Here is a 25,573-nt window from a genome sequence, read left to right on the forward strand (position 1 = left end):
GAGGGCCGGCACGGCTGCCGGCCCTCGCAGGTGCTGCTCCTCGGACCCGCCCGGTCGCACGTACCGCGACCCGCGGGGTGGAGATCAGTGAGTGGTGGTGGTGGTGGTCTGCAGGTCCTTCTTGCGGGGCCAGAACTTCGCCCCCACCAACCCACCGGCCGCGGCGGCGATGAACGTCAGACCCAGGCCCAGCACCGCGTAGGAGGCGGCGGACTGCGCCGCCTCGCGGGCCTGGGTCTGTTCAGCCGCGGAGACGTCCGGCACGTCGGAGGCGTCGACCCCGGAAACCGCGCTGGAGACCGTCGCGGGGTCGATCAGCTGGGAGGCGATGTTGCCCGCGGAACCCAGGAGCGCCCCGCCGCCGAGCAGGGTCAGGGCCAGGAAGGCGACGATGCTCAGGGCCCACACGAGGATCCCGTGCAGCAGGCCCGAGCTCAACCCGCGCCACATGGCGGTCGCGGCAGCGGTCAGACCACCGAGGAACAACGCGCCCAGGGCGATCAGCCCCGTCACGACGCCGCCGGTGGTCCCCGAGACCCCGTCGGAGTCGAGGACACCGAGGGCGAGGAAGATCATCGTGCCGAGCAAGAAGGTGGGCAGGGCCACGACGACCCCCGCCCACACCGGGCCCCAGCGCACCTGGTCACCGCGCTGAGCCGGGACGTTGACGTTGATGTCGTGGTCCGCACCGAAACCCGCGCCGCTGCGGTGCACGGAGAGGCGATCGTCCGCCGTGGTGGTGGGGTGCTCGCCCTGCGCCGCGGTGGCGCCTGCGAGTTGGCTCGACCTGCTGTTGCCGGCGTCGTGACTGGGCGTCGTCATGGTCATTCTCCTCGTGCTTGTCGTGGTGGTCTCGTCCAGGCCTGCGGAGAAGTACCCCGAACCGATCAGGGCGGTAGTCGGTGCAAGCGGGTCGATGAACATCCTCGAGGGAGAAAAGCGTGGGAGCGAGTCGGGAACCGCTCCTGCACGCGTCCACGAACTCGCGCTTCCAGCGCTGGCGGAGCTCGACCCACCACACGACCGCCCCGCTCTGAGACGCCGGTGGGAGCCTGCGGGCGCAGTGGCCACAGCCACCGGGATCCCGTCGTTCCCGGGGCCCGTGGTGCGTGGGCGGACGCCATCCGGGTGACGAGCGGCCGAGGAACCGCCCTGCGGAGCCGTAGCGATCACCACCACCCGGCCCAGCGCGTGGGAACGCACCAGCGGCCGGCCCGGTGGAGTCGAGGATCCCACCGACTGGTGCACCCGCGGACCGCCGAGCACTACGACCACGCCCGTGAGCGGTGCCCGGCCCGCCCGCCCCCTCCCCCCGGAGGGCACGGGCGGGTCCGGCCGTGCTCCCCGCGCGTCCGCGCCTCCCCTCCGGGCGCGGTGGCGCGGGTCAGCCCCGGGTCGCGCCCGGGGACGTGCGCAGCGCGGCGCCGTCGCGAAGGTCGAGCACGCGCGGCGCGCTCGCGAGCAGCGGGGCGGTGCCGTGCGCGGCGTGCGCCGCTTCGAGGACGTCGGTGATCTCGCGGCCGATCAGCTCCTGCCGCTCCAGCAGGGCGTCGCGCAGCGCGGCCACGAGGTGGCGGTGCCGGTCGAGCAGCTCTCGCACGGCGTCGCGCTGCTCGGTGAGCAGCGCCTCCACCATCCGCCGGCCCTCGCTGTCGCCCAGGACGCGCGAGACGAGGTTGCCGTCGGCCAGGGCGCCGTTCTGCACGGCCGTGAAGGACACCAGGGTCCCGGCCATGCCGGCCGCGCCGACCATCTGCGCGGCCGTGGCGGTGGCCGCCTGCAGGTCGCCGGCGGGGCCGGTGGACACGTCGCCGAAGAACAGCTCCTCGGCGACCTGGCCGCCGAACGCGATCTGGACCATGGCGGCCAGCTCGGCGCGCGAGCGGGTGTAGACGTCCTCGGCGTCGCCGTGGGCGAGCAGCCCCAGGGCGTCGGCGCGCTTGACGATGGTGAGGATCTCCAGGCGCCGCTGCGGCGCCACGAGCCAGGCCACGGTCGCGTGGCCGGCCTCGTGGGTGGCGATGAGCCGCTCCTCGTGCTCGGTGTAGCCGACGGGCTGGCCCAGGCCCACCTCGGTGACCAGGCGGGCGTGCTCGACGTCGGCCCACGACATGCCCTGCGCGTCGCGGCGCACCGCGTTGACCAGCGCCTCGTCGAGGAGGTTCTCGATCATCACGGGGCTGTACCCGTTGGTGATGCCCGCCAGGGCGTCGCGGCGCTCGTCCTCGTCCAGCTGCGGCTCGTGGGCCTTGGCCGCCAGGAAGTGGTCGACCAGCTCGCGCCGGCCGGCCTTGTCGGGCAGACCGAAGGTCAGGCGCCGGTCGAAGCGGCCGGGGCGCAGCAGGGCGGGGTCGAGGGCGTCGGCGCGGTTGGTGGCGGCGATGACGAGCACCTCGGCGGGCTCGCTGCGCGGGCGGGCCAGGCGCCGGGAGGCGGGCAGGAAGCGGTTGACGACGTCCACGGCCCAGCCCTGCAGCCGCTCGCCGGTGGTGGGCTCGTCGAAGGACTGCATCTGCACGAGCAGCTCGTTGACGACGCCGCTGGCGCCCTCGCTGCTGGCCAGGCGCTCGACGCGCACGGGCGCCCCGGCGCCGGGCGCACCCATCGCCAGCCCGGTCAGGCCGCCGCACCCCAGCACGCCGGTGGCGGGGACCGGGGCGAGGGGGGTGGCGGCGGCCATGCCACCGCGGGCGGCGGCGATGGCGTCGATCTCCTCGATGAAGGCGATGGCGCCGCCCTCGGCGCGGGCCGCCTTGCGCAGCGCCCGGAAGTAGGAGCGCACCTTCCGCGCGGTGGCGCCGTACCACATGGACTGGAAGGAGGTGGCGGAGACGAACAGGAACGGCACGCCCGCCTCGTGGGCCATGGCCTTGGCCATGTGGGTCTTGCCGGTGCCGGGCGACCCCTCGAACAGCAGGCCGCGGCGCGGCCGGCCGCCCATGTCGCGGCGGAAGCTGCGCGCGGACAGGAACAGGTCGAGGCTGCGCTCGACGTCCTCCTTCACGGGCGCCAGTCCCTTGACGTCGTCGAGGGTGACGTCGATCTGCTCGGGCCGGTACACCACGTGCGGCGAGCGCCCGGCGACGAGGGTCTGCCCCAGCAGCACCGCGATGAGCACCGCGAAGAAGAGCCCGGACATCAGGTACAGCGGGTCGATCGAGGGCAGGGCCGGAAGCAGGGACCTGCCGGTGGCCAGCCTCACGGCCCCGGCGGCCAGCACGACGGCCACGGCCGCGGCCAGCGCGGCGGCGCGCCGGCGCCGGCGGCGCTCGCGCAGCCGGCCCACGTCCCCGGCGTCGCGACCGGCCCGCCGGGCGGTGGCGCCCCGGCTCGTCCCGGACTGCCCGCGCGGTGTCCCCACCAGGTCGGCCACGGCCGCTCCTCTCCTCGGGCGGCCCGGACGGCGTACCGGGCCAGGGCTCCACCCAACCCCCGCCGGGTCCGGCGCGCGCACCTCGGTGACCGGTTCGGAGGATCGGGTTCACCCGACCGGCGCAACGGAGCGTCCAAGTGCGATCACCGCTCGCCGCCCGGGCGCGGGGCTCAGGAGGTGGCGACGCCGGCGAAGAGGTCGGTCTCGCGGCCCTGCTCGTCGAAGGGGCCGGCGGCCACGCCGTGCACGAGGCGGAAGTGCTCGCGGGGCCCCAGGGCCTGCGGCACCCCGTTGGACAGGCGCATCGTGGGCACCTCGGCGTCCAGGTCGAGGGTGACCTGGGTGGCGTGGGCGCGCAGCGCGGCGATCTTCGCGGGCAGCTGCTCCCCGCCGTCGACGACGGTGCTCACCTGCGCGTCCGGCACGGCGACGGAGGGCAGCGGCCCCTCGGGGTCGGCGGCGCCGGGCGCGCCCGTGCGGGCCAGGCGGCGCAGCGCGTCGCGCGCCTCGCTCTCCGGCTGGACGATCTCGTACACCTTCGCCACCTGCCACGGCACGACGGGCGCGGGGTCGCCGTCGCGGCCCTCGCCGGCGGCCAGGACCAGCGCCCGCGCGGTGGCCTCGGCGACGCGCACGTGGTCGGGGTGGCCGTAGCCGCCGCCGGGTTCGTAGGTGACGACGACCTGGGGCCGCACCTCGCGCAGCACCTCGGCGATGCGCTCGGCGACCTCCTCGGGGTCGGCGGCGGTGAGCGCGCGCGGGTCGACGTCCTCGCCGGAGGCCGCGCGCCCCGGCGCGGCCCAGACCATCCCGGAGTCGCGGTAGCCGCTGCCGTCGGGTCGGGTGAGGAAGCGGTGGTCCTCCACCCCGAGGGCCTCCATGGCGGCGGCCAGCTCCCCGGTGCGGTGCTCGGCGAGCTCGTCGGGCGTCAGGTGGGCCAGTTCCGCCGGGATGACCTCGCCGAGCTCCCCGCGGGTGGCGGTCAGCAGCACGACCTGCGCGCCGGCGTCGGCGTAGCGGGCCATGGTCAGGCCCGTGCCGATGGACTCGTCGTCCGGGTGGGCGTGCACGAGCAGCAGCCGGTGCGGCTGGTCGAGGCCCTCCATCGACGCCAGCTCGGCGGGGTCCAGCTCGCGCGCGGCGTCGTCGACGAGCTCAGCGGCGATCTCCAGCGGGTCGCGCCCCGCGGTGGCGGCCCCGGCGGCGCCCTCGGGGGTGTCGTCGGGTTCCGCGGGGGGTTCGGGGATCGTCGTCATGCTCCAACCCTGTGCCGCGACGGCGCCCGGTGCAAGACGCATGATCGCGGCGCGGGGCGGCGGGGAGCCCACCGGGAACGCCGCGGGGCGGTGACCCGTCGTCCGGACCACCGCCCCGCGGCGCGCGGTGCGTCAGCCCTTCTTGGCCTTCGAGGCCGTCTTGGCGCGCGCGGACGCCTCCAGGACGACCTTGCGGATGCGCACGGCCTCCGGCGTCACCTCGACGCACTCGTCCTCGCGGCAGAACTCCAGCGACTGCTCCAGCGACAGGTGGCGCGGCGGGATGAGGCGCTCGAACTCGTCGGAGGTCGAGGACCGCATGTTGGTGAGCTTCTTCTCCTTGGTGATGTTGACGTCCATGTCGTCGGCGCGGGAGTTCTCCCCGACGATCATGCCCTCGTACACCTCGGAGGTCGGCTCGATGAACATCTGCCCGCGCTCCTGCAGGTTCGTCATCGCGAACGCGGTCGCGGCGCCGGCGCGGTCGGCGACCAGCGAGCCGGACTGGCGGGTGCGGATGTCCCCGGCCCAGTGGTCGTACTTCGCGAAGATCGCGTGCGCGATGCCGGTGCCGCGGGTGTCGGTGAGGAACTCGGTCCGGAAGCCGATGAGCCCGCGGGAGGGGACGTAGAACTCCATGCGCACCCAGCCGGTGCCGTGGTTGGTCATCGTCTCCATGCGGCCCTTGCGGGCGGCGAGCAGCTGGGTGACGGCCCCCAGGTACTCCTCGGGGCAGTCGATCGTCAGGTTCTCGAAGGGCTCGAGGGTCTTGCCGTTCTCGTCCTTGCGCAGGACGACCTGCGGCTTGCCGACGGTCAGCTCGTAGCCCTCGCGGCGCATCTGCTCGACGAGGATCGCCAGGGCCAGCTCGCCGCGGCCCTGCACCTCCCACGCGTCGGGGCGCTCGGTCGGCAGGACGCGGATCGAGACGTTGCCGACCAGCTCCTTCTCCAGGCGGTCCTTGACCAGGCGCGCGGTGACCTTGGCGCCCTTGACGCGACCGGCCATGGGCGAGGTGTTGATGCCGATGACCATCGAGATGGCGGGCTCGTCCACCGTGATGAGCGGCAGCGGGCGCGGGTCCTCCGGGTCGGCGAGGGTCTCGCCGATGGTGATGCCCTCGATGCCGGCCACGGCGACGATGTCCCCGGGGCCGGCCTTCTCGCCGGGCACGCGGGTGACGGCCTCGGTGACCAGCAGCTCGGTGACCTTGACGCGCTCGATGGTGCCGTCGTGCTTGCACCAGGCGACCTGCTGGCCCTTGACGAGCTCGCCGGAGAAGATCCGCAGCAGGGCCAGGCGCCCCAGGAACGGCGAGGCGTCGAGGTTGGTGACGTGCGCCTGCAGCGGGGTCTCGGGGTCGTAGACCGGCGCGGGGATGGTGTCGATGATCGTCTGGAACAGCGGGACGAGGTCCTCGGAGTCCGGCAGGCCGCCGTTCTCGGGCTGGTTGAGCGAGGCGCGGCCGTTCTTCGCCGAGGCGTAGACGACGGGGACCTCGAGCAGCTTGTCGGCGTCGATGCCCTCGACGTCGGCGGCCAGGTCCAGCAGCAGGTCGTACGTCTCCTCCACGACGGCGGCGATGCGCGCGTCGGGGCGGTCGACCTTGTTGACGAGGATGACGACGGGCATCCCGGCGGCCAGCGCCTTGCGCAGCACGAACCGGGTCTGCGGCAGGGGGCCCTCGGAGGCGTCGACGAGGAGCACGACGCCGTCGACCATGGACAGGCCGCGCTCGACCTCGCCGCCGAAGTCGGCGTGGCCGGGGGTGTCGATGATGTTGATGGTCATGCCGCCCTCGGGGGCACCCGGGCCGGCGTACCGGACCGAGGTGTTCTTCGCGAGGATGGTGATGCCCTTCTCGCGCTCGAGGTCGCCGGAGTCCATGACGCGGTCGGCGACGTCGGCGTTGGCCCGGAACGCGCCGGACTGCCAGAGCATCGCGTCCACGAGCGTCGTCTTGCCGTGGTCGACGTGGGCGACGATCGCGACGTTGCGCAGGTCGTCGCGGGTGCTCAGGGGCATGGTTGCTGCTCGATCCGGTGCAGAGGGGTGCGGACGCCCCAGTGTAGCCGCCAGGGGCGGCCCACCGGTTCGCCACGGTGATCCTTGCACTTTGCAACAAGGCTCTGACCTGCGAAGACGCTCATCGACTAGTGCGTTTGAACCACCGCTCGATGGGTAGGAAGAAGCATCTCGTGCCACCCTGTGGGTCATGTCCGCACCACCTGACCACCGATCGTCCACCTCCGGAGCGACCGACGAGCAGCCCTCCGCGGGCCACAGCCGCTACCCGGTCGACAAGGTCGTGTTCGGCGTCAGCGCCGTCGCGGTCCTGGTCTTCCTCGGTCTCGCCCTGGCCTTCCCCGAGGGCTTCGCCGACGTCTCCGGCGCGGTCCTGACCTGGCTGACCACCAACTTCGGCTGGGCCTTCGTGCTCGGCGCCACCGGCTTCGTGGCCTTCGCCGCCTGGCTCATGCTCTCCAAGCACGGCAGGACCCGCCTGGGTCGCGACGAGGACCGCCCGGAGTTCTCCACCGCCTCGTGGTTCGCCATGATGTTCAGCGCCGGCATGGGCATCGGCCTGCTGTTCTACGGCGTCAGCGAGCCGATCTCGCACACCCTCACCCCGCCCGAGGGCGGCATCGAGCCCGGCACCCTGGACGCCGAGCGCTACGCGATGATCTACGCGATGTTCCACTGGGCGCTGCACCCGTGGTCCATCTACGCCGTCGTGGGGCTCGCGCTGGCCTACGCCTGGTACCGCAAGGGCCGCACCGGCGGCTTCTCCGCCCCCTTCGCGCCGCTGCTGCGCGGGCGCACCGGCCCGGCGAAGGTCATCGACGTCCTGGCCATCTTCGCCACCCTCTTCGGCACGGCCACCTCGCTCGGCCTCGGCGCGGCGCAGATCAACGGCGGCCTGGACCAGGTGTTCGGCGTCGAGATCGACACCTCGACCCAGGTCTGGATCGTCGTGGTCCTCACCGCCTGCTTCGTGCTGTCCGCCTTCAGCGGCATCGAGCGCGGCATCAAGTGGCTGTCGAACACCAACATGGTCCTGTCGGTCCTGCTGCTGCTGTTCCTCTTCGTCGTCGGGCCGACGGTCTTCATCCTGAACCTGGCCCCCTCCACGGCGGGCAACTACCTCTCCCAGCTGCCGCGGATCTCCTTCCGCACCGGCGCCTACGGCGGCGACGAGTGGCTGAGCGGCTGGACGATCTTCTACTGGGCCTGGTGGATGTCCTGGGCGCCCTTCGTCGGCACCTTCCTGGCCCGCATCTCCCGGGGCCGCACCATCCGCGAGTTCGTGCTCGGCGTGGTCGCCGCCCCCAGCGCCATCGCCCTGGTCTGGTTCTCCGTCCTGGGCGGGACCGCGCTGTACGCGCAGTTCCAGGAGGGCGTCGAGATCAGCGAACTGGCGCAGGAGAGCCAGTTCTTCACCGTGCTGGGCTCCCTGCCCCTGGGCGCCGTCAGCTCGGTCGTGGTCGTGCTGATGATCGTCATCTACTTCGTCACCAGCGCCGACTCGGCGAGCATCGTCATGGGCTCGCTCAGCTCGAACGGCGCCGGCGAGCCGAACCGCTGGGTGACGGTCGCGTGGGCGCTGCTCACCGGCGCCACGGCCGCCATCCTGCTGGGTGTCGGCGGCTCGACCGGTGGCGGGATCCAGGCGCTGAAGAACGTCGCGATCATCGTGGCGGCACCGTTCCTGGTCGTGATGATCGGCCTGTGCGTGGCCCTGGCGAAGGACCTGCGCGCCGACCACCGCGAGCGGGTCGCCGACGCCGCGCACCTGGACGCGGCGCACCCGGACGCGGCGCGTGCGGGCACGGCCGCGGCGGAGGACGCCGGGCGCCGCTGACCGGGCCTCAGCCCGCCGTCGCGGCCAGCCGCTGCACGAGGGGCACGTCGCCCGGGAGCCAGTCGACGGACGACCACCGCCCCGGCGGCAGCCAGCGCAGCTCGTCGTGGTCCTGCAGCGGGGCGGGGTCACCGAGCGCCACGCGGGCCCACCACACCCGCATCACGAGGTCCCCGCCGAGCGGCCACGCGCCGCCGGCGGGGCCCGGGACCTCCGCGCCCAGCTCCGCGCCCACCCCCAGCTCCTCGCGCAGCTCCCGGTGCAGCGCGGCCGCGGGCTCCTCCCCCGGTTCCACCTTGCCGCCGGGCAGCTCCCAGCGGCCGGCGAGCGCCGGCGGGGCGCTGCGCCGGGCGGCCAGCAGCAGCCGCGGCGCCGCGAGGTCGTCCACCAGCGCCGCGGCCACGACGAGCCTCACGCGGGCCTCACGCGGCGTCCTGCTCGGGGAACGGCAGCGGCTCGGCGCCCCGCTGGGCCAGCAGGTCCTCGAGGACCTGCGTCTCGCTGCTCTGGCTGGCGAGGATCGCCTCGGCCAGCTCGCGCAGCTGTTCGTCCCCCACGAGCTCGGCGCCGGCCTCGGCCATCTGCAGGCCACCGGCGTGGTGGCGCAGCATCAGCTGCAGGAAGACGACCTCGAACTCCTCGCCGCTCAGCTGCGCCAGCCGGGCCATCTCCTCGGCGCTGGCCATGCCGGGCATGGTCACCACGCCCGCCTCCCCTTCCTGCTGCCCGTGCGCGGCGTGCTCCTCGGTGCCCGCCATCCACGCCATCGCCGGGGCGGACCCGGTGAGGGGGTGACCCCACTCGATCAGCAGCGCCTGCATGCGGCCCAGCTGGTTGCCCTGGGTGGAGGCGATGTCGACGGCGAGCTGGCGCACCTCGGCGGAGGGCGCCTCCTGGATCGCCTCGTAGGCCATCGCGATCGCCTGCTGGTGGTGGGTGCCCATGTCGCGGGCGAAGCCCACGTCGGCGGACTGCTCACCGGGGGCGTCCGGCAGGGCGCGGCCCGCGAGGACGCCGGCGACCAGGGCCACCAGCACGACGGCGACCAGGACGAGGACACGGCTGGCGCCGGGGCGGGTGCGGGGGCTCACGCGCTCAGCCCGTGGGGGTGCCCACGCCGTTGCTGCACAGCGCACCGGGCTCGGGCGTCTGCGCACCCTGCACGTACTCGGACAGGAAGGCCCCGATGCGCGGGTCGTCCGCGCTGTCGACCGTCAGCTGGTGGTTCCAGGCGGACAGCACGATCGGCGAGGGCAGGCCCTCGTACGGCGAGAGCAGGGTGTAGTCCCTGCCCTCCACGGTCTCGGTCAGCTGCTCCACCTGCTCGGCGGGCAGGTCGGACGCGTAGGTGATCCACACGGCGCCGTGCTCCATGCTGTGCACGGCGTTCTCGTTCGGGACCGGCGCGTCGTAGATCCCGCAGTTCAGCCAGACGGGGTCGTGCTCACCGCCCACCGGGGGGGTCTCCGCGTACGTCACCGGTTCCTCGGTGTGCTGGCTGCCGACGTAGTCGAAGGTCTGCACGGCCTCCAGCGACGGCGGGTCCGGCTGGGCCGCGATCACGGCGGCGACCCCGGCACCGGCGCCGAGCACCAGCACGGTGGGCACGGCGATCAGCGCGACCTTCCGCCGCCGGGCGCGCGCCCGCTCCGCCCGCTGCATGGCGGCCACCCGCGCCGCCCGGTCCCGGCCCGCGGCCGGCCCGGTGCGCTCGTCCTTCGTCTCGCCCATCGACTCCCTCTCCCCGTGAGCGCCCGGACGGCGCACCCTCCCAGGGTGCAACGCCGCAGCGGGTGCGGGGGTTCGGCCCCCGGCGGCGCGCCGACGTGATCCGTGACACGCACCACCGTCCGGGGAGGGCCCTCAGCCGTGGCCGGTGGTGCGCGCCCCGGCCCGGGTGCGCCTGCCGTGCTCCGGGCGGGCGGAGGCGGGCAGGCGGTGGCGGGGGTCGGTGCGCCAGTACACGACGGCGGCGGCGACGGCGACGGCCAGCACGGTCAGTGCGACGACGAACTGCATCCGAACACCGTAGCCCCGCGGCCGCACGGCGTCACCAGCACGCGCGGGGCACCGCGCTGCGCGGGGGCGGGCCCACGACCGGAGGACCGGGCTCGCGGGAGGACCGGACCGTCGGGGCCCTAGCCTCCTGCCGTGGCCAGCACGCACCCCGGTGAACCCGACCTGCACGTCTCCGACGTCGACGCCCGCCTGAACCGGCTGCGGGCGGGCGTGCTGGGCGCCAACGACGGCGTGGTGTCCGTGGCCGGCGTGTTGCTCGGCGTGGTGGCGGCCACCGAGCACGCCGGTGCGCTGGCCGCCGCGGGCGTGGCCGCCCTGGTGGCCGGGGCGCTGTCCATGGGCACCGGCGAGTACGTCTCGGTGAGCACCCAGTCCGACACCCAGCGGGCGCTGCTGGCGAAGGAGCGCCGGGAGCTGGCAGAGATGCCGGAGGAGGAACTGGCGGAGCTGACGGCGATCTACGAGGCCAAGGGCCTGTCGCCGCAGCTGGCGCGGCGGGTGGCGGTGGAGCTGACCGAGCACGACGCGCTGGCCGCGCACGCCGAGGCCGAGCTGGGGCTGGACCCGGAGGAGTTCACCAGCCCCTGGCAGGCGGCGGCCGCCTCGACGGTCGCGTTCACCCTCGGCGGCCTGCTGCCGCTGCTGGCGGTGCTGCTGCCGCCGCAGCCGGCCCGGGTGGCCGTGTGCGTGGCCGCGGTGGTCCTGGCGCTGCTGGTCACCGGGGCGGTCAGCGCCCGCCTCGGCGGCGCCCCGGCGCCGCGGGCGGTGGTGCGCAACGTGGGCGGCGGCCTGCTGGCGATGGCCGTCACCTACGGCATCGGCCACCTGGTGGGCGTGGCCCTGTGACGGGCGGTCGCCCCCGCGGTGGCCGCTGCCGGCCACTGCGGGGGTGCGCCGCTCAGGCCCCCAGCTGGATGTTCCCGCCGGGGATGGCCTCCAGCAGCGCCCTCGTGTAGGCCTGCTTCGGGGCGTCGAACACCTCGTCGGTGGTGGCCGCCTCAACGAGGCGGCCCTTCTCCATGACCACCACGTCGTCGGCGATCTGGCGCACCACGGCGAGGTCGTGGGTGATGAACAGGTAGGTCAGGCCCAGCTCGGCCTGCAGGTCGTTGAGCAGGGCGAGGATCTGCCCCTGCACCAGCACGTCCAGGGCGCTGACCGCCTCGTCGCAGACCACGACCTCCGGGTTCAGGGCCAGGGCGCGGGCGATGGCGACGCGCTGGCGCTGCCCGCCGGAGAGCTCGTTGGGGTAGCGGCGCAGCGCGGCGGCCGGCAGCGAGACCTTGTCCAGCAGGTCGCGCACCCGCGCCTCGCGCGACTTCGCGTCGCCCACGCCGTGCACCCGCAGCGGCTCCTCCACCGTGCGGAAGATGCTCCAGCTGGGGTCCAGCGACCCGTAGGGGTTCTGGAAGATCGGCTGCACCCGCCGGCGGAACCGGAAGAGCTCCTTGCGGTCGAGCTCGGTGAGGTCCACGCCGTCGAAGAGGACGGAGCCGCTGGTGGGCGGCAGCAGGCTGAGCACCATCTGCGCCACGGTGGACTTGCCCGAGCCGGACTCGCCGACCACCGCCGTCGTCGTGCCGCGGCGCACCGCGAAGCTGACGTCGTCGACCGCGCGCAGCGTCTCCCCGCGCAACCCCGAGCCGCGCAGGCTGAACTCCTTGACGAGGTTGCGGACCTCGATGACGTTCGGCGTGACGGTGTCGGCGCCCACCGCCCCGGCTCCCGCCGACGCGTGCGCGCCCCCGGCGGCGCGCTCGTGCGCCTCCAGCGCGTGCTCGCGGGCGTGCTCGACGACCTCGGCGCGGTGCGCGGACTCCAGGCGCCGGGAGGCCAGCGAGGGCGCGGCCTCCACCAGGCGCCGGGTGTACGGGTGCTGCGGGCGCTGCAGGATCTCCAGCGCCGGGCCGGACTCCACCACGCGCCCCTTGTACATGACCACCAGGTGCTCGGCGCGCTCGGCGGCCAGGCCGAGGTCGTGCGTGATGAGCAGCACGGCGGTGCCCAGCTCGGCGGTCAGGGTGTCCAGGTGGTCCAGGATCTGCCGCTGGACGGTCACGTCCAGGGCGGAGGTCGGCTCGTCGGCGATGAGCAGGCGCGGGCGCGAGGCCAGGCCGATGGCGATGAGGGCGCGCTGGCGCATGCCGCCGGAGAACTCGTGCGGGTACTGCTTGGTGCGCCGGGCGGCGTCGCTCAGGCCGGCCTCCTCCAGCAGCTCCACCGCGCGCTGCTTCGCCGCCGCGCCCTTGGCCAGGCCGTTGGCGGCCAGCGCCTCGCGGATCTGGAAGCCGATCGACCACACCGGGTTCAGGTTGGACATGGGGTCCTGCGGCACCAGGCCGATGTGCCGGCCGCGCAGCTGCACGAACTCCTTCTTCGAGGCGTGGGCGATGTCCTTGCCGTCGAAGAGGACCTGCCCCCCGACCACCCGGCCGTTGCCGGGCAGCAGGCCGATGACCGCCTGCGCGGAGGTGGACTTGCCGGAGCCGGACTCGCCGACGACCGCCACGGTCTGCCCGGGGTAGACGCTGAAGCTGGCGTCGCGCACGGCGTGGACGGTGCCGCCGCCGGAGGTGAAGTCGACCTGCAGGTCGCGCACCTGCAGCAGCGGGGTGCCGCGGTCCACGGGTCCGGCGGAGGTGGTGCTGGGCTCGGTCACCGGGTGCGGCCCTTCGGGTCGAGGGCGTCGCGCAGGGCGTCGCCGAGCATGAGGAACGACAGGACGGTCACCGACAGGGCGATCGACGGCCACAGCAGGATCCACGGGTCGGTGCGCACCGACGGCACGGCGTTGCTGATGTCGCCGCCCCAGGAGACGACGTTGCTGGGCAGGCCGATGCCCAGGAAGGACAGGGTCGCCTCGGCGGCGATGAAGGTGCCCAGGGAGATCGTCGCCACGACGATGACGGGGCCCAGCGCGTTGGGCAGCACGTGCCGCAGCAGCGTCGCGAAGCGCCCCAGGCCCAGGGACTTCGCCGCGGTGACGAACTCGTTGCCGCGCACCTGCAGCACGGAGCTGCGCATGATGCGCGCCACCTGCGGCCAGCCGAACAGCGACAGGGTCAGCGCGACCGTCCAGACGCTTCGGCCCTGCAGCGCCTGCAGCATGACGATGGCCCCCAGGATCAGCGGCAGCGCGAAGAACATGTCCACCACCCGCGAGAGCAGGGCGTCCAGCCAGCCGCCGAAGAACCCGGCCAGCGCCCCGACCGTGCCGCCGACCACGACGACGATGGCGGTCGTGAGCAGGCCCACGCTGATCGAGGCGCGGGCGCCGTGGACCACGCGGGCGTAGACGTCGGTGCCCAGGCGGGTGAAGCCCAGCGGGTGCCCCTGCGAGCCGCCCTCCAGCGCGCGGGCCAGCTCCTGGTAGCGCGGGTTCACCGAGGTGAACAGCGACGGGAACAGCGCCACCACGACCAGCAGCAGGATGATCAGCGAGGGCACGATGAACAGCGGCCGGCGGCGCAGCTGCTTCCAGGCGTCGCCCCACAGGCTCGCCGAGGGCGCGGACTCGTCGACGGCGTCGACGGCGGCCAGCGGCGTCTCCTCCAGGGGGGCGACGTAGTGCTCCTGCCCGGGGCGCGCGGTGGTCTCAGACATAGCGGATCCTCGGGTCCAGGACGGCGTAGAGCAGGTCCACGACGAGGTTGGCGAGAAGGTAGACGAGCACGAGCACCGTGACGACGGAGACCACGGTGGGCCCCTCGCTGCGGATGACGGCCTGGTACAGCAGCCGGCCGACGCCGGGCACGTTGAAGATGCCCTCGGTGACCAGGGCGCCGCCCATCAGCGCGCCGAGGTCCGCGCCCAGGAAGGTCACGACCGGGATGAGCGAGTTGCGCAGCACGTGCACGGTGACGACGCGCGGGCGCGCCAGCCCCTTGGCGGTGGCGGTGCGCACGTGGTCGGCGCTGAGGGCCTCGGCCACGGAGTTGCGCGTCAGCCGCAGCACGTAGGCGAACGACAGCGCCCCCAGCACCGCCCCGGGCAGCAGCAGCTCCGAGAAGGACGGGTCACCGCCGACGGTCGGGTCGACGATCCCCCACTTCACCCCGAACAGGTACTGCGCGGTGAAGCCGAGGACGAACACCGGGATGCCGATGACCACGAGGCTGAGGAACAGCACCGTGGAGTCGAAGACGCCGCCGCGGCGCAGACCGGCCAGGAAGCCGAACGCGATGCCGAGCACGGCCTCGATGGCCAGGGCGATCACGGCGAGCTTGATGGTGACCGGGAACGCGTCGGCCAGCTGCTCGATCACCGGCCGGCCGGAGAAGGACTGCCCGAAGTCGAGGGTGAAGATGCCCTTGATGAAGAGCAGGTACTGGACGATGAACGGCTCGTCCAGGTTGTACTGCTCCCGCAGCGCGGCGACGGCCGTCGGGCTGGCCGGGCGCTCGCCGAACAGCGCGAGGATCGGGTCCCCCGGGAGCAGGAACACGAGCGCGTAGATCAGCAGCGTCGCGCCGAAGAAGACGGGCACCATCTGCAGCAGACGGCGTCCGATGTACCAACCCATCACGAGCCTCCTCGGGGAGCCGGCCGTCCCTGGCCGCCCCCGGCCGTTGTCCTTGCCGGCGTCCTCGTGCGCACCACGCGCACGCGCGTCAGGGGTGGACCGGCCGGAAGCGGTCCACCCCTGAGCGCCGTGATCAGCTCTTGGTGATCTGGTAGTACAGCGGCACGCTGTTCCAGCCGAACTGGACGTTGCTGGCCGCCTCCGACGAGCCGCCGGTGACGTTGGAGTACCACAGCGGGATCGCGGGCAGGTCCTCGAAGAGGATCGACTGCGCCTGCTGCAGCAGCTCGTTCGCCTGCCCGGTGTCGGTCTGCGCAGCAGCCTGCTCCAGCAGCGCGTCGAACTCCGGGTTGCTGTAGTCGCCGTCGTTGGAGCCGGCACCGGTGGCGTAGATCGGCGCCAGGAAGTTGTACAGACCCGGGTAGTCCGCCTGCCAGCCGGTGCGGAAGGCGCCCGTGATGGTGCGGTTGGTGACGTCGGTGCGCAGCGCCGCGAACGTCGGGTACGGCGCGCCCTCGGCCTGGATGCCCAGGGTCTGGCGGATGTAGGCGGCGGTGGCGTCGACCCACTCCTGGTGCCCACCGTCGGAGTTGTAGGCGATGGTGAAGGTGCCGGTGTACGGCGCGATCGCGTCCGCCTGCGCCCAGAGGCGCTGGGCCTCCTCCGCGTCGTAGTCCAACACCTCGCTGCCCGGGACCGTCTCGGAGTAGCCGTCGATGACCGGGGACGTGAAGTCCTTCGCCGGGGTGCGGGTGCCCTGGAAGACCGTCTCGCAGATCTGGGCGCGGTCGATGGCGTGCGAGATCGCCTGCCGGCGCAGGGCGCCCTCCTCACCGCTGAAGTGCGGGAGGTTCTGCGGGATGGTGAACGACTGGAACACCGCCGAGGGCTGGTTGACGGCGCGCTCGCCCAGGTCGTCCTGGAAGGTGGCCAGCGCCGACGGCGGGATGTTGTCGATGACGTCGAGGTTGCCGGACTGCAGGTCGGCGTAGGCGGCGTCGTAGGTCTCGTAGAAGACGAACGCCAGCGAGTCGTTCTGCGCCTGCCGCGGGCCGGTGTACGCCTCGTTCGGCACGAAGTCGATGCGGACGTTGTGCTGCCAGGCGTCGGCGGCGGCCAGCTTGTAGGGGCCGTTGCCGATCGGGCTCTCGCCGAAGGCGTCCATGTCGTCGAAGGCCGAGGCGGGCAGCGGGTAGAACGCCGAGTAGCCCAGGCGCAGCGGGAAGTCGCTCTCCGGCTGCACCAGCGCCACGGTGAAGGTGGTGTCGTCCACGACCTGCAGGCCGGACATGGTCTGGGCGGTCGGCGGGTCGGCCTGGACCTCCTCGAAGCCCTGGATCGGCTCGAAGAAGTAGCTCGACAGCTGCGCGTTGGTGCCCAGGGCGCCGTAGTTCCAGGCGTCCACGAAGGAGCTGGCCGTGACCGGGGTGCCGTCGGAGAACGTCTGGTCCGGCTTGATGGTGATCGTGTAGTTCTGCCCGTCGGTGGACTCGATGGACTCGGCCACGTCGTTCTCGGGGGAACCGTCGGCCTGGTAGTAGACGAGGCCGGCCCACAGCGAGTCGAGCAGGCGCCCGCCGCCGACCTCGTTGGTGTTGGTCGGCACCAGCGGGTTCTGCGGCTCGGTGCCGTTGGCGATGACGTCGCCACCGGAGCCGGTGCCCTCGGCGCTGCCCTCGCCCTCCTCCTCGCTGCCGCCGCACGCCGCGAGGGTGCTGACGGCCGCGGCGCCCAGCAGGCCCGCCAGGCCGGCGCGACGGGTGATCACAGGACCGCGGGAGACGAGGCCGATGCGACGCACGAGGCCCTGCGCGTCGTCCTTGTCGAAGCTGCTCACGGTGGGACTCCTCCTAGCAAGCACGTCTGCTTGGGCACGTTGCCCAGGTACGGCGGCTCCTGCTGGGCAGGATGTCCACCACTAGCGGTCGGGCAGCACGTTAACACCCGTGGTCGCGGGTGTGGCGCGAACTCGCCCGATCGCCGTCGGTGCCCGGGCGGGCTGCCTCCCAGTGTCGCTCCCCGTGAGGGGTGCTGCACACCACGCCCACCCGGGCGCCCGGCGGCCTCGACGGCGGGTCAGACGTTGAAGCGGAACTCCACCACGTCGCCGTCGGCCATGACGTAGTCCTTGCCCTCGATGCGGACCCGGCCCTGCGCCTTGGCCTCCGCCATCGACCCCGCCGCGACCAGGTCGGTGAAGGAGACGACCTCGGCCTTGATGAAGCCACGCTGGAAGTCGGTGTGGATCACGCCGGCCGCCTGGGGCGCCGTGGCGCCCTTGCGGATCGTCCAGGCGCGCGACTCCTTCGGCCCGGCCGTCAGGTACGTCTGCAGGCCCAGCGTGGCGAAGCCCACGCGCGCCAGCTGGTTCAGGCCCGGCTCGTCCTGCCCGACCGACGCCAGCAGCTCGGCGGCCTCCTCGGCGTCCAGCTCGGCCAGCTCCGACTCCAGCTTGGCGTCCAGGAAGACCGCCTCGGCCGGTGCCACCAGGGCGCGCAGCTCGTCCATCCGGGCCTCGTCGCCCAGCACGGTCTCGTCGACGTTGAAGACGTACAGGAACGGCTTGGTCGTCAGCAGGCCCAGCTCGCGCAGCTGCGCCACGTCCACGTCGTCGGCCGCCGTCGCGGCCGACAGCGGACGCCCGGAGTCCAGGACCGCCTGGGCCGCCTGGGCCGCCTTCAGCACCGACGGGTCGGTCTTCTTGCCCTTGACCTCCTTCTCGAGGCGGGGCACCGCGCGCTCGAGGGTCTGCAGGTCCGCCAGCACCAGCTCGGTGTGCACGGTGGCGATGTCGTCGGCCGGGTCGACGGTGCCGGCCACGTGCACGACGTCGGGGTCGGCGAAGGCGCGGGTCACCTGGCAGATGGCGTCCGCCTCGCGGATGTTGGCCAGGAACTTGTTGCCCAGCCCCTCCCCCTCGCTGGCGCCCTTGACGATGCCGGCGATGTCGACGAAGGACACCGTCGCGGGCACCGTCTTCTCGCTGGAGAAGATCCGGGCCAGCTCGTCCAGGCGGGGGTCCGGCAGCGGCACCACCCCGACGTTGGGCTCGATCGTCGCGAACGGGTAGTTCGCCGCGAGGGCGTCGTTCTCCGTGAGCGCGTTGAAGAGGGTGGACTTGCCGACGTTGGGGAGTCCGACGATGCCGATGGTGAGGGCCACGGGGACAGCAGCCTACCGCCGCCCGGTCCCGCGCCCCGCCGGTGGGCGGGGCGCGGGGCCCGGGGCGGGGCTCAGCCCGCGGCGGCGGCCAGGAACCGGCGCAGCTCGCCCACGTCCGCGAAGGAGGTCAGCTGGGCGTCGGTGAACTGCACGCCGAACTCTGACTCCAGCGAGAACATGATGTTGATGTGCGCCAGGGAGTCCCACCCGGGCACGTCCGCGGCCGTCGTGGTCTCGCTCAGCTGGAGCTGCTCGTCGCCCAGGACGTCGCGGAAGACCCGCAGCACCCGCCCGTCGACGCCGTCCTCGCTCAGCAGCTCACCCGTCCGTTCGCTCACCGCGCCACCTCCTGCTCCTGCCGGCGCTGCGCCGGCACCTCGTCGCCGTCCGCGCCCGCGCTCGGGGCCGTGACGTCCACCTGCACCTCCATCAGCCCGGGGGTCTCCACCCGCTCGGGCACCGCCAGCACCCAGCTGGTCGAGCCCTCCCCCGCCAGGCCGTCGGCGCCCTCCTCGCGGCTGAAGCCCAGCCGCTCGTACAGCCCCGCCACCTGGGAGTTCTTCGCCGTGGGCACGTACGTGCCCCGCAGCCGCTCGCAGCCGGCGGCCCGCGCCTGCCGCACCAGCACGCCGAACATCTCGTCCTCCAGGGTGCGACCGATGACGCGGCAGCTCATCAGCCAGCTGTCCACCTCCAGCACCGGGCCGGACGGGTCCTGCACCCGCCGGGCGAGCAGCACGCCCACCACGCCGTGGTCGGCGAAGCGGTCGCGCAGGCGGACGACCTGGGCGCACCGGTCCGGGTCCACCGCGAAGGACTCCACGTCGGCCAGGGAGTGCCGGCGGGTCGTGAGGTTGAACTGGTTCGTCTTGCCCAGCAGCTGCGCCACGCGCGCGACGTTCGCCGGCCCCAGCGGCGCCACCTCGGCGCGCATGCCCAGCCCGCCCAGGTAGTCCTCCAGCGACCCGGCGGAGTCGCGCTCCCGGGCCGCGAGCGCGCGGGCGCGGTACTGCTCGGTGCGGGCGGCGTCCTCGGCCGTCAGCGCGTCGGTCTCGAAGAACGGGTAGCGCGCCAGCGCCGCGACGTACCCGGCCGGTTCGGTCGGCAGCGGCACCACGTCCACCGCCGGGACGAGCTCGCGCACCGCCTCGCGCTCGGCGGGGTTGTCGTCGACGAAGACCAGCGCGTCCTCGCCGATGCCCAGGGTCGCCGCGATGCTGCGCACCGCGGTGGGCTTGTCCTGCCAGCTGGCCTTGAGGACGGCGACGTCGTCCAGGCTCACGAGCAGGTCCGGGTTCTGCGCGAAGACCTCGCGCACGAGCTCCTCGTCGTTCTTGGAGCAGATCGCCAGGACCACGCCCTTGTCCTTCAGCGCCAGGACGTACCGCTGGAAGGCGCTGTACGCCTCGCCGGCGGCACCGGTGCCCAGGGTGATGCCGTGCACGCCGACCTCGCCCAGGACACCGCCCCACAGCGTGCCGTCCAGGTCCAGCACGAGGCACTTGCGCGAAGCGCCCAGCTGGGCGGCGAGCACCGCGGCGGTGTGCCGGGCCAGCAGCGGCACGCACGCCAGCGACACGGCCTGCTTGGCGGCGTGCACGTAGCGCGGGTCGGTCCAGGTCCGCTTGCCGACGTCCGAGGCGAGGCGCTCGCAGTCGACCAGCGCGACGCCCTGCCCGGCCGGCGAAGCGGCGACCTCCCCGAGGCGCTCGGAGAAGCGGCGCAGCAGCGAGCTGCGCGAACCGGGCACCCGCGCGGCGAGGTGACCCAGCGGCTCGTCGGGCGGCACGACGACGCCGTGCTGCACGACGCGGGCGCCGAAGCGCTCGCGGGCCAGGTCCCACAGGGACGTCCAGCGCGCCACCTCGGCCTCGACGGCGGCCCCCGGGTCGGCCACCGGCGGGTGCAGGTCGACCTCGGCGGCGTCCACGGCCAGGACGACGACGTCGGGGGCGAACTCGTGCAGGCCGCTGGTGGGGTCCAGCAGCTCCTGCCGGTAGAGGCCGTACCCGCACTCGTAGACCTCGACGTCCACCCCGGCCCGCGCGCACGCCAGCGGCAGCAGGCTGGTCAGCTGGGTGGTGGTGTAGCTGCCGAGCACGGCCACGCGCGCGCGCCGCGCCGGCGCGGGCAGGTCGGCGCGGTGGCGCTGCCACAGGCGCGCGGCCGCCAGCCAGCCGGCGAAGTCCTCGCCCGCGTCGATCGAGGCGAACGCCCACTGCACGGCGCGGCGCGCGTCACCCGCCCCCGACAGCGCCCGGGCCAGGTCCAGGCAGGCGCGCTGGGTGGGGACCTGCTGCGCGGACACGACCGCCAGCGCCCGGCCCACCGGGTCCTCGTCCCGCTCCCGCGGCTCAGCGGCGTCGACGTGGTCCATCGTGTTCCCCCCTGGTCGATCGGTGCCGATCGTCTGCATCGGTGTCGAGCGGTGCCGCGGGGGCGTGCCGGGTGCCCCCCACCCGTCGCGCACCGCCCCCCGCAACTCTCTCGTGGCGTCACTGTAGTGGAGGGCGTTCGGGGTGCACCGCGGATTCCTCCCCACCGGCGGGTCATGCAGGTCGACGCCGGGTGAACACTGATCGACGCGCCGCGACCACCGGGGGCGGGTTCCTCGTCCCCGGACGGCACGCACGCCGCACCGCGCACCACCTCGTCACGATGCGCACCGTGCTGACCACGCAGCGCGCAGAGAAGGGTGGGCGCGCATCACCCGGACGGAGCAGCACGGGCCGGGCCACCGGCGCCTGGCACAGTGCGGGCGTGGACGTCAGCCCCGCCGCCCTGCTGCTCACCGGCCTGCTGGTCGGCCTGCTCACCGGCCTCGCCCTGGGGCTGCTGCTCGCCCGGGCGCTGCGGCGCGCCGACGCCGCCGGCGCTGCGGCGGCCGTCGTCGAGCGCGACCTGCTGCGCGAGCGGGTGGCCGAGCTGACCGAGCGCGACGCGCGGGGGCGCGAGCTGACCGCGGCCGTGGCGCCGGTCGCCGACACCCTGGGGCGCGTCGAGGAGCAGGTGCGCACCCTGGAGCGCGACCGCGTGGAGCAGTACGCCCGGCTCACCGAGCAGCTCGCCGCCGTGGCCGCCGGCACGGACGCGCTGCGCACCCAGACGGCCTCGCTGGCCGGGGCGCTGCGCGCCTCCAGCTCCCGCGGGTCCTGGGGGGAGGTCCAGCTGCGCCGCGTCGTCGAGCACGCCGGGATGCTGGAGCGGGTGGACTTCACCCAGCAGGCCACCCTGACGACCCGCGACGGGCGCACCGTGCGCCCCGACCTCGTCGTCGACCTGCCCGGCGGCAAGCACGTCGTCGTGGACGCCAAGGCCCCGCTCGCCGCGTTCCTGCGCGCCAGCGAGCTGGACGAGGGCCCGGCGCACGAGGCGGCGCGGCGCGCGGAGCTGGCCGCGCACGCCCGGGCGCTGCGCGGGCACGTCGACGCCCTGGCGGCCAAGGACTACCCCGCGGCCGTGCGGGACTCCCCCGACGTCGTCGTCTGCTTCGTGCCCGGGGAGGCGTTCCTGGCCGCCGCCTGCGAGGCCGACCCGGCCCTGCTGGAGCACGCGATGAGCCGGCGCGTGGTGCTGGCCACGCCCACCACGCTGCTGGCGCTGCTGCGCACCGTGGCGCTGACCTGGCAGCAGGACGCCGTGGCGGGCAGCGCGCGCGAGCTGTTCGCCCTGGGCCGCGAGCTGCACGAGCGCCTCGGCACCCTCGGCGGGCACACCGCCTCGCTGGGCCGGACGCTGCACCGCGCGGTGGAGGACTACAACCGCTTCGTGGGCACCCTGGAGCGCCGGGTGCTGGTCACGGCCCGCCGGCTGCGCGACCTGGACCTCGCCGACGGCGATCTGCCGGAGGTGGGGCCGCTGGAGGACGCCGTGCGGCCGCTGACGGCCCCGGAACTGCTGGGGGACGGGCAGCAGCGCGAGGAGCGCGGGGAGCGCGGCCTCAGAGGGGGGTGAGCGGCAGGCTGCGGCGCTTGAGGTCGCGGCGCAGGTCCGTGGGCAGCGAGAAGACGAGGTCCTCCTGCGCGGTGGTGACCTCCTCCACGGAGCCGTAGCCGCGTGCCGCCAGGTGCTCCACGACCTCGCGCACCAGCACCTCCGGCACCGAGGCGCCGGAGGTCACCCCCACCGTGGTCACCCCCTGGAACCACGCGTCGTCGATCTCGGCGGCGGCGTCCACCCGGTGCGAGGCCCGCGCCCCCGCGTCGAGGGCGACCTCCACCAGACGCACGGAGTTGGAGGAGTTCGCCGACCCCACGACGATCACCAGGTCGGACTCGGCGGCGATCTTCTTCACGGCCACCTGGCGGTTCTGGGTCGCGTAGCAGATGTCGTCGCTGGGCGGGTCGGCCAGGTTCGGGAAGCGCTCGCGCAGCCGGCGCACCGTCTCCATCGTCTCGTCGACGCTGAGCGTCGTCTGGGACAGCCACACGAGGTTGTCCGGGTCGCGCACCTCGATGGTGTCGGCCACCTCGGGGCTGTCCACGACCGTGATGTGCTCGGGGGCCTCCCCCGCGGTGCCCTCGACCTCCTCGTGGCCGGTGTGCCCGATGAGCAGGATCTGCGCGTCCCGCTCGGCGAAGCGCACGGCCTCGCGGTGGACCTTGGTCACCAGGGGGCAGGTGGCGTCGATCGCCTTCAGCGAGCGCTCCTGCGCCTCGGCGCGCACCGCCGGGCTGACGCCGTGCGCGGAGAACACCACGTGCGCGCCCTCGGGCACCTCGGAGGTCTCCTGCACGAACACCGCCCCCCGCTCGGCGAGCGTGCGCACCACGTGCTTGTTGTGGACGATCTCCTTGCGCACGTAGACGGGGGCGCCGTACAGCTCCAGCGCCTTCTCCACCGCCTCCACGGCCCGGTCCACGCCGGCGCAGTACCCGCGCGGCGCGGCCAGCAGCACCCGCTTGCCGCCGTCCCACGCGGCGCGCTCGCCGGCCCCGGCCAGCGCGGCGGTGTCGTTGCAGTCGTCGGCGGCGGTCGCGGCGGGGGTGTCGAGGAGGGGCTGCGTCACGCCCCCATGGTAGGTCGGCCCCCGGGCGCCCCGCCCCCGCTCGGCGGGCGGGCAGGATGGGCCCGTGAGCGCGCCCCCGTCCCCGCAGCGGTCCCCGGCCGAACCGCCGCGCCGCCCCGGCACCGCCGGGGAGACCAGCGCGGAGCACCCGTGGCCGGTGCGGCTGCTGGCCTCCAAGATCGACGCCTACGTGGCCCGGATGCCCTGGACGTGGGTGGAGGGGCAGGTGGTGCAGGTCAGCGACCGCCCCGGCGCGCACGTGGTCTTCGTCACCCTGCGCGACACCGACACCGACATGTCCCTGCCCGTCACGCTGACCCGCCGGGTGCTGTCGCGGCTGCGCGACGTGCTGCCCGACGGCCTGCGCCACGGCGCGCGCGTCGTGGTGCACGCCAAGCCGGAGTTCTACGCGAAGCGGGGCAGCCTGAGCCTGGCCGCCGACGACGTGCGGCCCGTGGGCGTCGGGGAGCTGCTGGCCCGCCTGGAGCACCTCAAGCGCGTGCTGGCCGCCGAGGGCCTGTTCGACGCCGAGCGCAAGAAGCCGCTGCCGTTCCTGCCGCGCGTGGTGGGGCTGGTGTGCGGGCGCGCCAGCGCCGCCGAGCGCGACGTGGTGGACAACGCCCGGCTGCGCTGGCCGGCGGTGCGCTTCGAGGTGCGCGAGGTCGCCGTGCAGGGCCCGGCGGCGGTGACGGAGGTCAGCGCGGCGCTGCGGGAGCTGGACGCGCTGGAGGAGGTCGACGTCGTGGTCGTCGCCCGCGGCGGCGGCAGCGTGGAGGACCTGCTGCCCTTCAGCAACGAGGCGCTGGTGCGCGCCGTCGCGGCGGTGCGCACGCCCGTCGTCTCGGCCATCGGCCACGAGGTCGACAGCCCCCTGCTGGACCTGGTCGCCGACGTGCGCGCCTCGACCCCCACCGACGCCGCCCGCCGCGTCGTGCCCGACGTCGCCGAGGAGCTCGCCGGCGTGGCGCAGCTGCGCTCGCGGGCCCGGCGGGCGGTGGCGGCCCGCGTGGAGCGGGAGCGCTCGGGCCTGCTGGCGCTGCGCAGCCGCCCGGTGCTCGCGGCCCCGCACGTCCTCGTGGACGGCCCGGCCGCGGAGGTCGGGCGGCTGCGCGAGCGCACCCGCCGCGCCCTGGCCGGCCGGCTGGACCGGGCGGCGGTGGAGGTGGAGCACCTGCGCGCGAGCGTGCGGGCGCTGTCCCCGCGCTCGACGCTGCTGCGCGGGTACGCGGTGGTGCGGGCGGTGGGCGCGGACGGCAGCGCCCGCGTGGTGCGCGACCCCGCCGACGCGCCGGCCGGCACCGCGCTGCGGGTGCGCCTGGCCGACGGGGAGCTGACCGCGCGCGCCGGCTGAGCGGCGGCGGGGCCCCGGCTCGCACCCGGGGTGGACCTAGGGTCTGTGCCCGTGCCGACCAAGCGCGAGAAGCCCGAGCCCCCCGTGGACGCAGCTGCCGAGTCCCCCGCTGCGCCGCCCGACGAGACCCCGGCGCTGCCCGACGACATCGCCGCCCTGGGCTACGAACGGGCCCGCGACGAGCTCGTGGACGTGGTGCGCCGGCTGGAGGCCGGCGGCACCGGCCTGGAGGAGTCCCTGGCGCTGTGGGAGCGCGGGGAGGCGCTGGCCGTGGCGTGCGAGCGCTGGCTGGAGGGCGCCCGCGCCCGCCTCGACGCGGCGCGCCCGCCGGGCGGCGACGAGGGCTGAGCGGCCGGGGCGGGCGCGCCCCCGCTGGTCAGGGGGCGGGCGCGCCCCACGTGGCGCCCGCCGCCGCCCAGCCGGCCTCGGTGGCGCGCACCAGCTCGGCGAGCACGGGGTAGCCGGCCTGGCCGGCGGCGACCGCCGTGAGGCCGTCCTCGGTGCGCACCAGCGCGCGCCGCCCGCGGTCCTCCTGCAGCAGGCGCTCCCACTGCCGCCCGTCCACCTCGAGCGCGCCGTCCTCCGCCCCGCCGCCGGTCTGCGCCCGCTGCCAGGCGGCCGTGGCGTCGCGCGCGACCTCCAGGGCGACGTACTCGCCCTCGTCGGTGCGGTAGCCGACGTGCCAGGTCAGGACGCCGTCGGTGGATCGGTTGACCTGCGCGGAGGTGGCGGTCCACCCCTGCGGCACGGCAGGCACCGGGGGCGTGAAGGGCAGCTCGGCGCCGGCGCCTGCCGCGGTGCCGGCCACGTCGGCGGGCGGCTGCTGGATCGAGCCGGGGCGCGGCAGCGCCCACACCACCACCGCGACCAGGCCGAGGATCACGGCCATCGACAGCAGCATCGACTGCACGTTGCCGCCGCGCCGGGTCCGCGGCACGCCGCGGGGGTCCTCGCCGGGAGGTGCGGGTGCCTGGTGCGCGGGGGTGCTGCCGGTCGTGCTCACGGGCTCCATGGTGCCGG

Annotated in this window: 22 protein-coding genes; 5 read left to right on the forward strand and 17 right to left on the reverse strand. The window is 74.4% G+C overall.

From position 1 onward, the window contains the following. Positions 1-84 precede the first annotated feature (84 nt). The 4 genes from ACRYM0_RS05665 to typA form a co-directional block, all read right to left on the reverse strand. Entirely contained in the window at positions 85-822 is a 738-nt protein-coding gene (locus tag ACRYM0_RS05665) for a permease (RefSeq protein WP_432502948.1), read from the reverse strand. 562 nt (positions 823-1,384) lie between these two features. Continuing rightward, positions 1,385-3,373, reverse strand: coding sequence for an AAA family ATPase (locus ACRYM0_RS05670; RefSeq protein ID WP_432502950.1), 1,989 nt, complete (start codon positions 3,371-3,373; stop codon positions 1,385-1,387). Positions 3,374-3,543: 170 nt separating this feature from the next. Then, on the reverse strand, positions 3,544-4,479 hold the full coding sequence (gene mshB, locus ACRYM0_RS05675; protein WP_432503057.1) for an N-acetyl-1-D-myo-inositol-2-amino-2-deoxy-alpha-D-glucopyranoside deacetylase: 936 nt from the start codon (positions 4,477-4,479) through the stop codon (positions 3,544-3,546). Positions 4,480-4,761: 282 nt separating this feature from the next. Beyond that, positions 4,762-6,654, reverse strand: a complete 1,893-nt coding sequence (gene typA / locus ACRYM0_RS05680) for a translational GTPase TypA (protein ID WP_432502952.1) — start codon at positions 6,652-6,654, stop codon at positions 4,762-4,764. 190 nt (positions 6,655-6,844) lie between these two features. Between typA and ACRYM0_RS05685 the strand changes: the two genes are divergently transcribed. Next, positions 6,845-8,491: a BCCT family transporter gene (locus tag ACRYM0_RS05685; RefSeq protein WP_432502954.1), complete on the forward strand. Its 1,647-nt coding sequence runs from the start codon at positions 6,845-6,847 to the stop codon at positions 8,489-8,491. A 7-nt stretch (positions 8,492-8,498) separates the two neighbouring features. Here the strand turns inward: ACRYM0_RS05685 and ACRYM0_RS05690 are convergent, their stop codons facing one another. The 4 genes from ACRYM0_RS05690 to ACRYM0_RS05705 all read right to left on the reverse strand — a co-directional run bounded on the left by ACRYM0_RS05690 (position 8,499) and on the right by ACRYM0_RS05705 (position 10,510). Then, positions 8,499-8,906, reverse strand: coding sequence for an NUDIX domain-containing protein (locus ACRYM0_RS05690; RefSeq protein WP_432502956.1), 408 nt, complete (start codon positions 8,904-8,906; stop codon positions 8,499-8,501). Between the two features lie 7 nt (positions 8,907-8,913). Beyond that, entirely contained in the window at positions 8,914-9,582 is a 669-nt protein-coding gene (locus ACRYM0_RS05695; protein ID WP_432502959.1) for a DUF305 domain-containing protein, read from the reverse strand. Between the two features lie 4 nt (positions 9,583-9,586). Continuing rightward, the gene (locus tag ACRYM0_RS05700; protein ID WP_432502961.1) at positions 9,587-10,222 is read right to left on the reverse strand and encodes a DUF3105 domain-containing protein; all 636 of its coding nucleotides are present in this window, start codon (positions 10,220-10,222) and stop codon (positions 9,587-9,589) included. A gap of 132 nt (positions 10,223-10,354) precedes the next feature. Continuing rightward, positions 10,355-10,510 carry a hypothetical protein gene (locus ACRYM0_RS05705; protein ID WP_432502963.1) on the reverse strand — a complete coding sequence of 52 codons (156 nt, stop codon included), beginning with the start codon at positions 10,508-10,510 and terminating at the stop codon, positions 10,355-10,357. 132 nt (positions 10,511-10,642) lie between these two features. Here ACRYM0_RS05705 and ACRYM0_RS05710 point away from each other — a divergent pair, with 132 nt between their 5' ends. Next, a complete protein-coding gene (locus ACRYM0_RS05710; RefSeq protein WP_432502965.1) occupies positions 10,643-11,356 on the forward strand; it encodes a VIT1/CCC1 transporter family protein in 714 nt (237 codons plus the stop codon). A gap of 52 nt (positions 11,357-11,408) precedes the next feature. Here ACRYM0_RS05710 and ACRYM0_RS05715 read toward each other — a convergent pair whose 3' ends face one another. From ACRYM0_RS05715 to ACRYM0_RS05745, 7 genes are all read right to left on the reverse strand, one after another. Beyond that, positions 11,409-13,169, reverse strand: a complete 1,761-nt coding sequence (locus tag ACRYM0_RS05715; protein WP_432502967.1) for a dipeptide ABC transporter ATP-binding protein — start codon at positions 13,167-13,169, stop codon at positions 11,409-11,411. Further along, positions 13,166-14,113, reverse strand: a complete 948-nt coding sequence (locus tag ACRYM0_RS05720; protein ID WP_432484832.1) for an ABC transporter permease — start codon at positions 14,111-14,113, stop codon at positions 13,166-13,168. Before ACRYM0_RS05720 ends, ACRYM0_RS05715 begins: the two co-directional genes overlap by 4 nt. Next, the gene (locus tag ACRYM0_RS05725; RefSeq protein ID WP_432502969.1) at positions 14,106-15,032 is read right to left on the reverse strand and encodes an ABC transporter permease; all 927 of its coding nucleotides are present in this window, start codon (positions 15,030-15,032) and stop codon (positions 14,106-14,108) included. The genes ACRYM0_RS05720 and ACRYM0_RS05725 overlap by 8 nt, the downstream gene beginning before the upstream one ends. A 133-nt stretch (positions 15,033-15,165) precedes the next feature. Continuing rightward, a complete protein-coding gene (locus tag ACRYM0_RS05730) occupies positions 15,166-16,797 on the reverse strand; it encodes a peptide ABC transporter substrate-binding protein (protein ID WP_432503059.1) in 1,632 nt (543 codons plus the stop codon). A gap of 311 nt (positions 16,798-17,108) precedes the next feature. Beyond that, positions 17,109-18,194 (reverse strand): redox-regulated ATPase YchF, encoded by a 1,086-nt coding sequence (ychF, locus tag ACRYM0_RS05735; RefSeq protein ID WP_432502971.1) that lies wholly within the window; start codon positions 18,192-18,194, stop codon positions 17,109-17,111. 71 nt (positions 18,195-18,265) lie between these two features. Further along, complete coding sequence (locus tag ACRYM0_RS05740) at positions 18,266-18,532, reverse strand: acyl carrier protein (RefSeq protein ID WP_432502973.1); 267 nt, start codon at positions 18,530-18,532, stop codon at positions 18,266-18,268. Beyond that, the gene (locus ACRYM0_RS05745; protein WP_432502975.1) at positions 18,529-20,571 is read right to left on the reverse strand and encodes an HAD-IIIC family phosphatase; all 2,043 of its coding nucleotides are present in this window, start codon (positions 20,569-20,571) and stop codon (positions 18,529-18,531) included. The genes ACRYM0_RS05740 and ACRYM0_RS05745 overlap by 4 nt, the downstream gene beginning before the upstream one ends. 383 nt (positions 20,572-20,954) lie before the next feature. Here ACRYM0_RS05745 and ACRYM0_RS05750 point away from each other — a divergent pair, with 383 nt between their 5' ends. Beyond that, positions 20,955-22,148 carry a DNA recombination protein RmuC gene (locus ACRYM0_RS05750; protein WP_432502977.1) on the forward strand — a complete coding sequence of 398 codons (1,194 nt, stop codon included), beginning with the start codon at positions 20,955-20,957 and terminating at the stop codon, positions 22,146-22,148. Here ACRYM0_RS05750 and ACRYM0_RS05755 read toward each other — a convergent pair. Next, the gene (locus ACRYM0_RS05755) at positions 22,135-23,136 is read right to left on the reverse strand and encodes a 4-hydroxy-3-methylbut-2-enyl diphosphate reductase (RefSeq protein WP_432503061.1); all 1,002 of its coding nucleotides are present in this window, start codon (positions 23,134-23,136) and stop codon (positions 22,135-22,137) included. The genes ACRYM0_RS05750 and ACRYM0_RS05755 overlap by 14 nt on opposite strands. Positions 23,137-23,266: 130 nt before the next feature. Here ACRYM0_RS05755 and xseA point away from each other — a divergent pair, with 130 nt between their 5' ends. Further along, complete coding sequence (gene xseA / locus ACRYM0_RS05760) at positions 23,267-24,553, forward strand: exodeoxyribonuclease VII large subunit (RefSeq protein WP_432502979.1); 1,287 nt, start codon at positions 23,267-23,269, stop codon at positions 24,551-24,553. A 135-nt stretch (positions 24,554-24,688) separates the two neighbouring features. Beyond that, positions 24,689-24,901 (forward strand): exodeoxyribonuclease VII small subunit, encoded by a 213-nt coding sequence (locus ACRYM0_RS05765; protein ID WP_432503063.1) that lies wholly within the window; start codon positions 24,689-24,691, stop codon positions 24,899-24,901. 28 nt (positions 24,902-24,929) lie between these two features. Here the strand turns inward: ACRYM0_RS05765 and ACRYM0_RS05770 are convergent, their stop codons facing one another. Beyond that, positions 24,930-25,556 carry a DUF4245 domain-containing protein gene (locus ACRYM0_RS05770; RefSeq protein WP_432502981.1) on the reverse strand — a complete coding sequence of 209 codons (627 nt, stop codon included), beginning with the start codon at positions 25,554-25,556 and terminating at the stop codon, positions 24,930-24,932. Positions 25,557-25,573: the final 17 nt, after the last annotated feature.

The organism is Kineococcus arenarius subsp. arenarius (assembly GCF_050871845.1).
Lineage (GTDB): Bacteria > Actinomycetota > Actinomycetes > Actinomycetales > Kineococcaceae > Kineococcus.

Excerpts from the sequence above, each read along its gene's own strand:
- ACRYM0_RS05665 (WP_432502948.1), bottom strand. The coding sequence starts at position 822 with ATGACGACGCCCAGTCACGACGCCGGCAACAGCAGGTCGAGCCAACTC.
- mshB (WP_432503057.1), bottom strand. The coding sequence starts at position 4,479 with ATGGAGGGCCTCGACCAGCCGCACCGGCTGCTGCTCGTGCACGCCCAC.
- typA (WP_432502952.1), bottom strand. The coding sequence starts at position 6,654 with ATGCCCCTGAGCACCCGCGACGACCTGCGCAACGTCGCGATCGTCGCC.
- ACRYM0_RS05685 (WP_432502954.1), top strand. The coding sequence starts at position 6,845 with ATGTCCGCACCACCTGACCACCGATCGTCCACCTCCGGAGCGACCGAC.
- ACRYM0_RS05700 (WP_432502961.1), bottom strand. The coding sequence starts at position 10,222 with ATGGGCGAGACGAAGGACGAGCGCACCGGGCCGGCCGCGGGCCGGGAC.
- ACRYM0_RS05705 (WP_432502963.1), bottom strand. The coding sequence starts at position 10,510 with ATGCAGTTCGTCGTCGCACTGACCGTGCTGGCCGTCGCCGTCGCCGCC.
- ACRYM0_RS05720 (WP_432484832.1), bottom strand. The coding sequence starts at position 14,113 with ATGTCTGAGACCACCGCGCGCCCCGGGCAGGAGCACTACGTCGCCCCC.
- ACRYM0_RS05725 (WP_432502969.1), bottom strand. The coding sequence starts at position 15,032 with ATGGGTTGGTACATCGGACGCCGTCTGCTGCAGATGGTGCCCGTCTTC.
- ACRYM0_RS05745 (WP_432502975.1), bottom strand. The coding sequence starts at position 20,571 with ATGGACCACGTCGACGCCGCTGAGCCGCGGGAGCGGGACGAGGACCCG.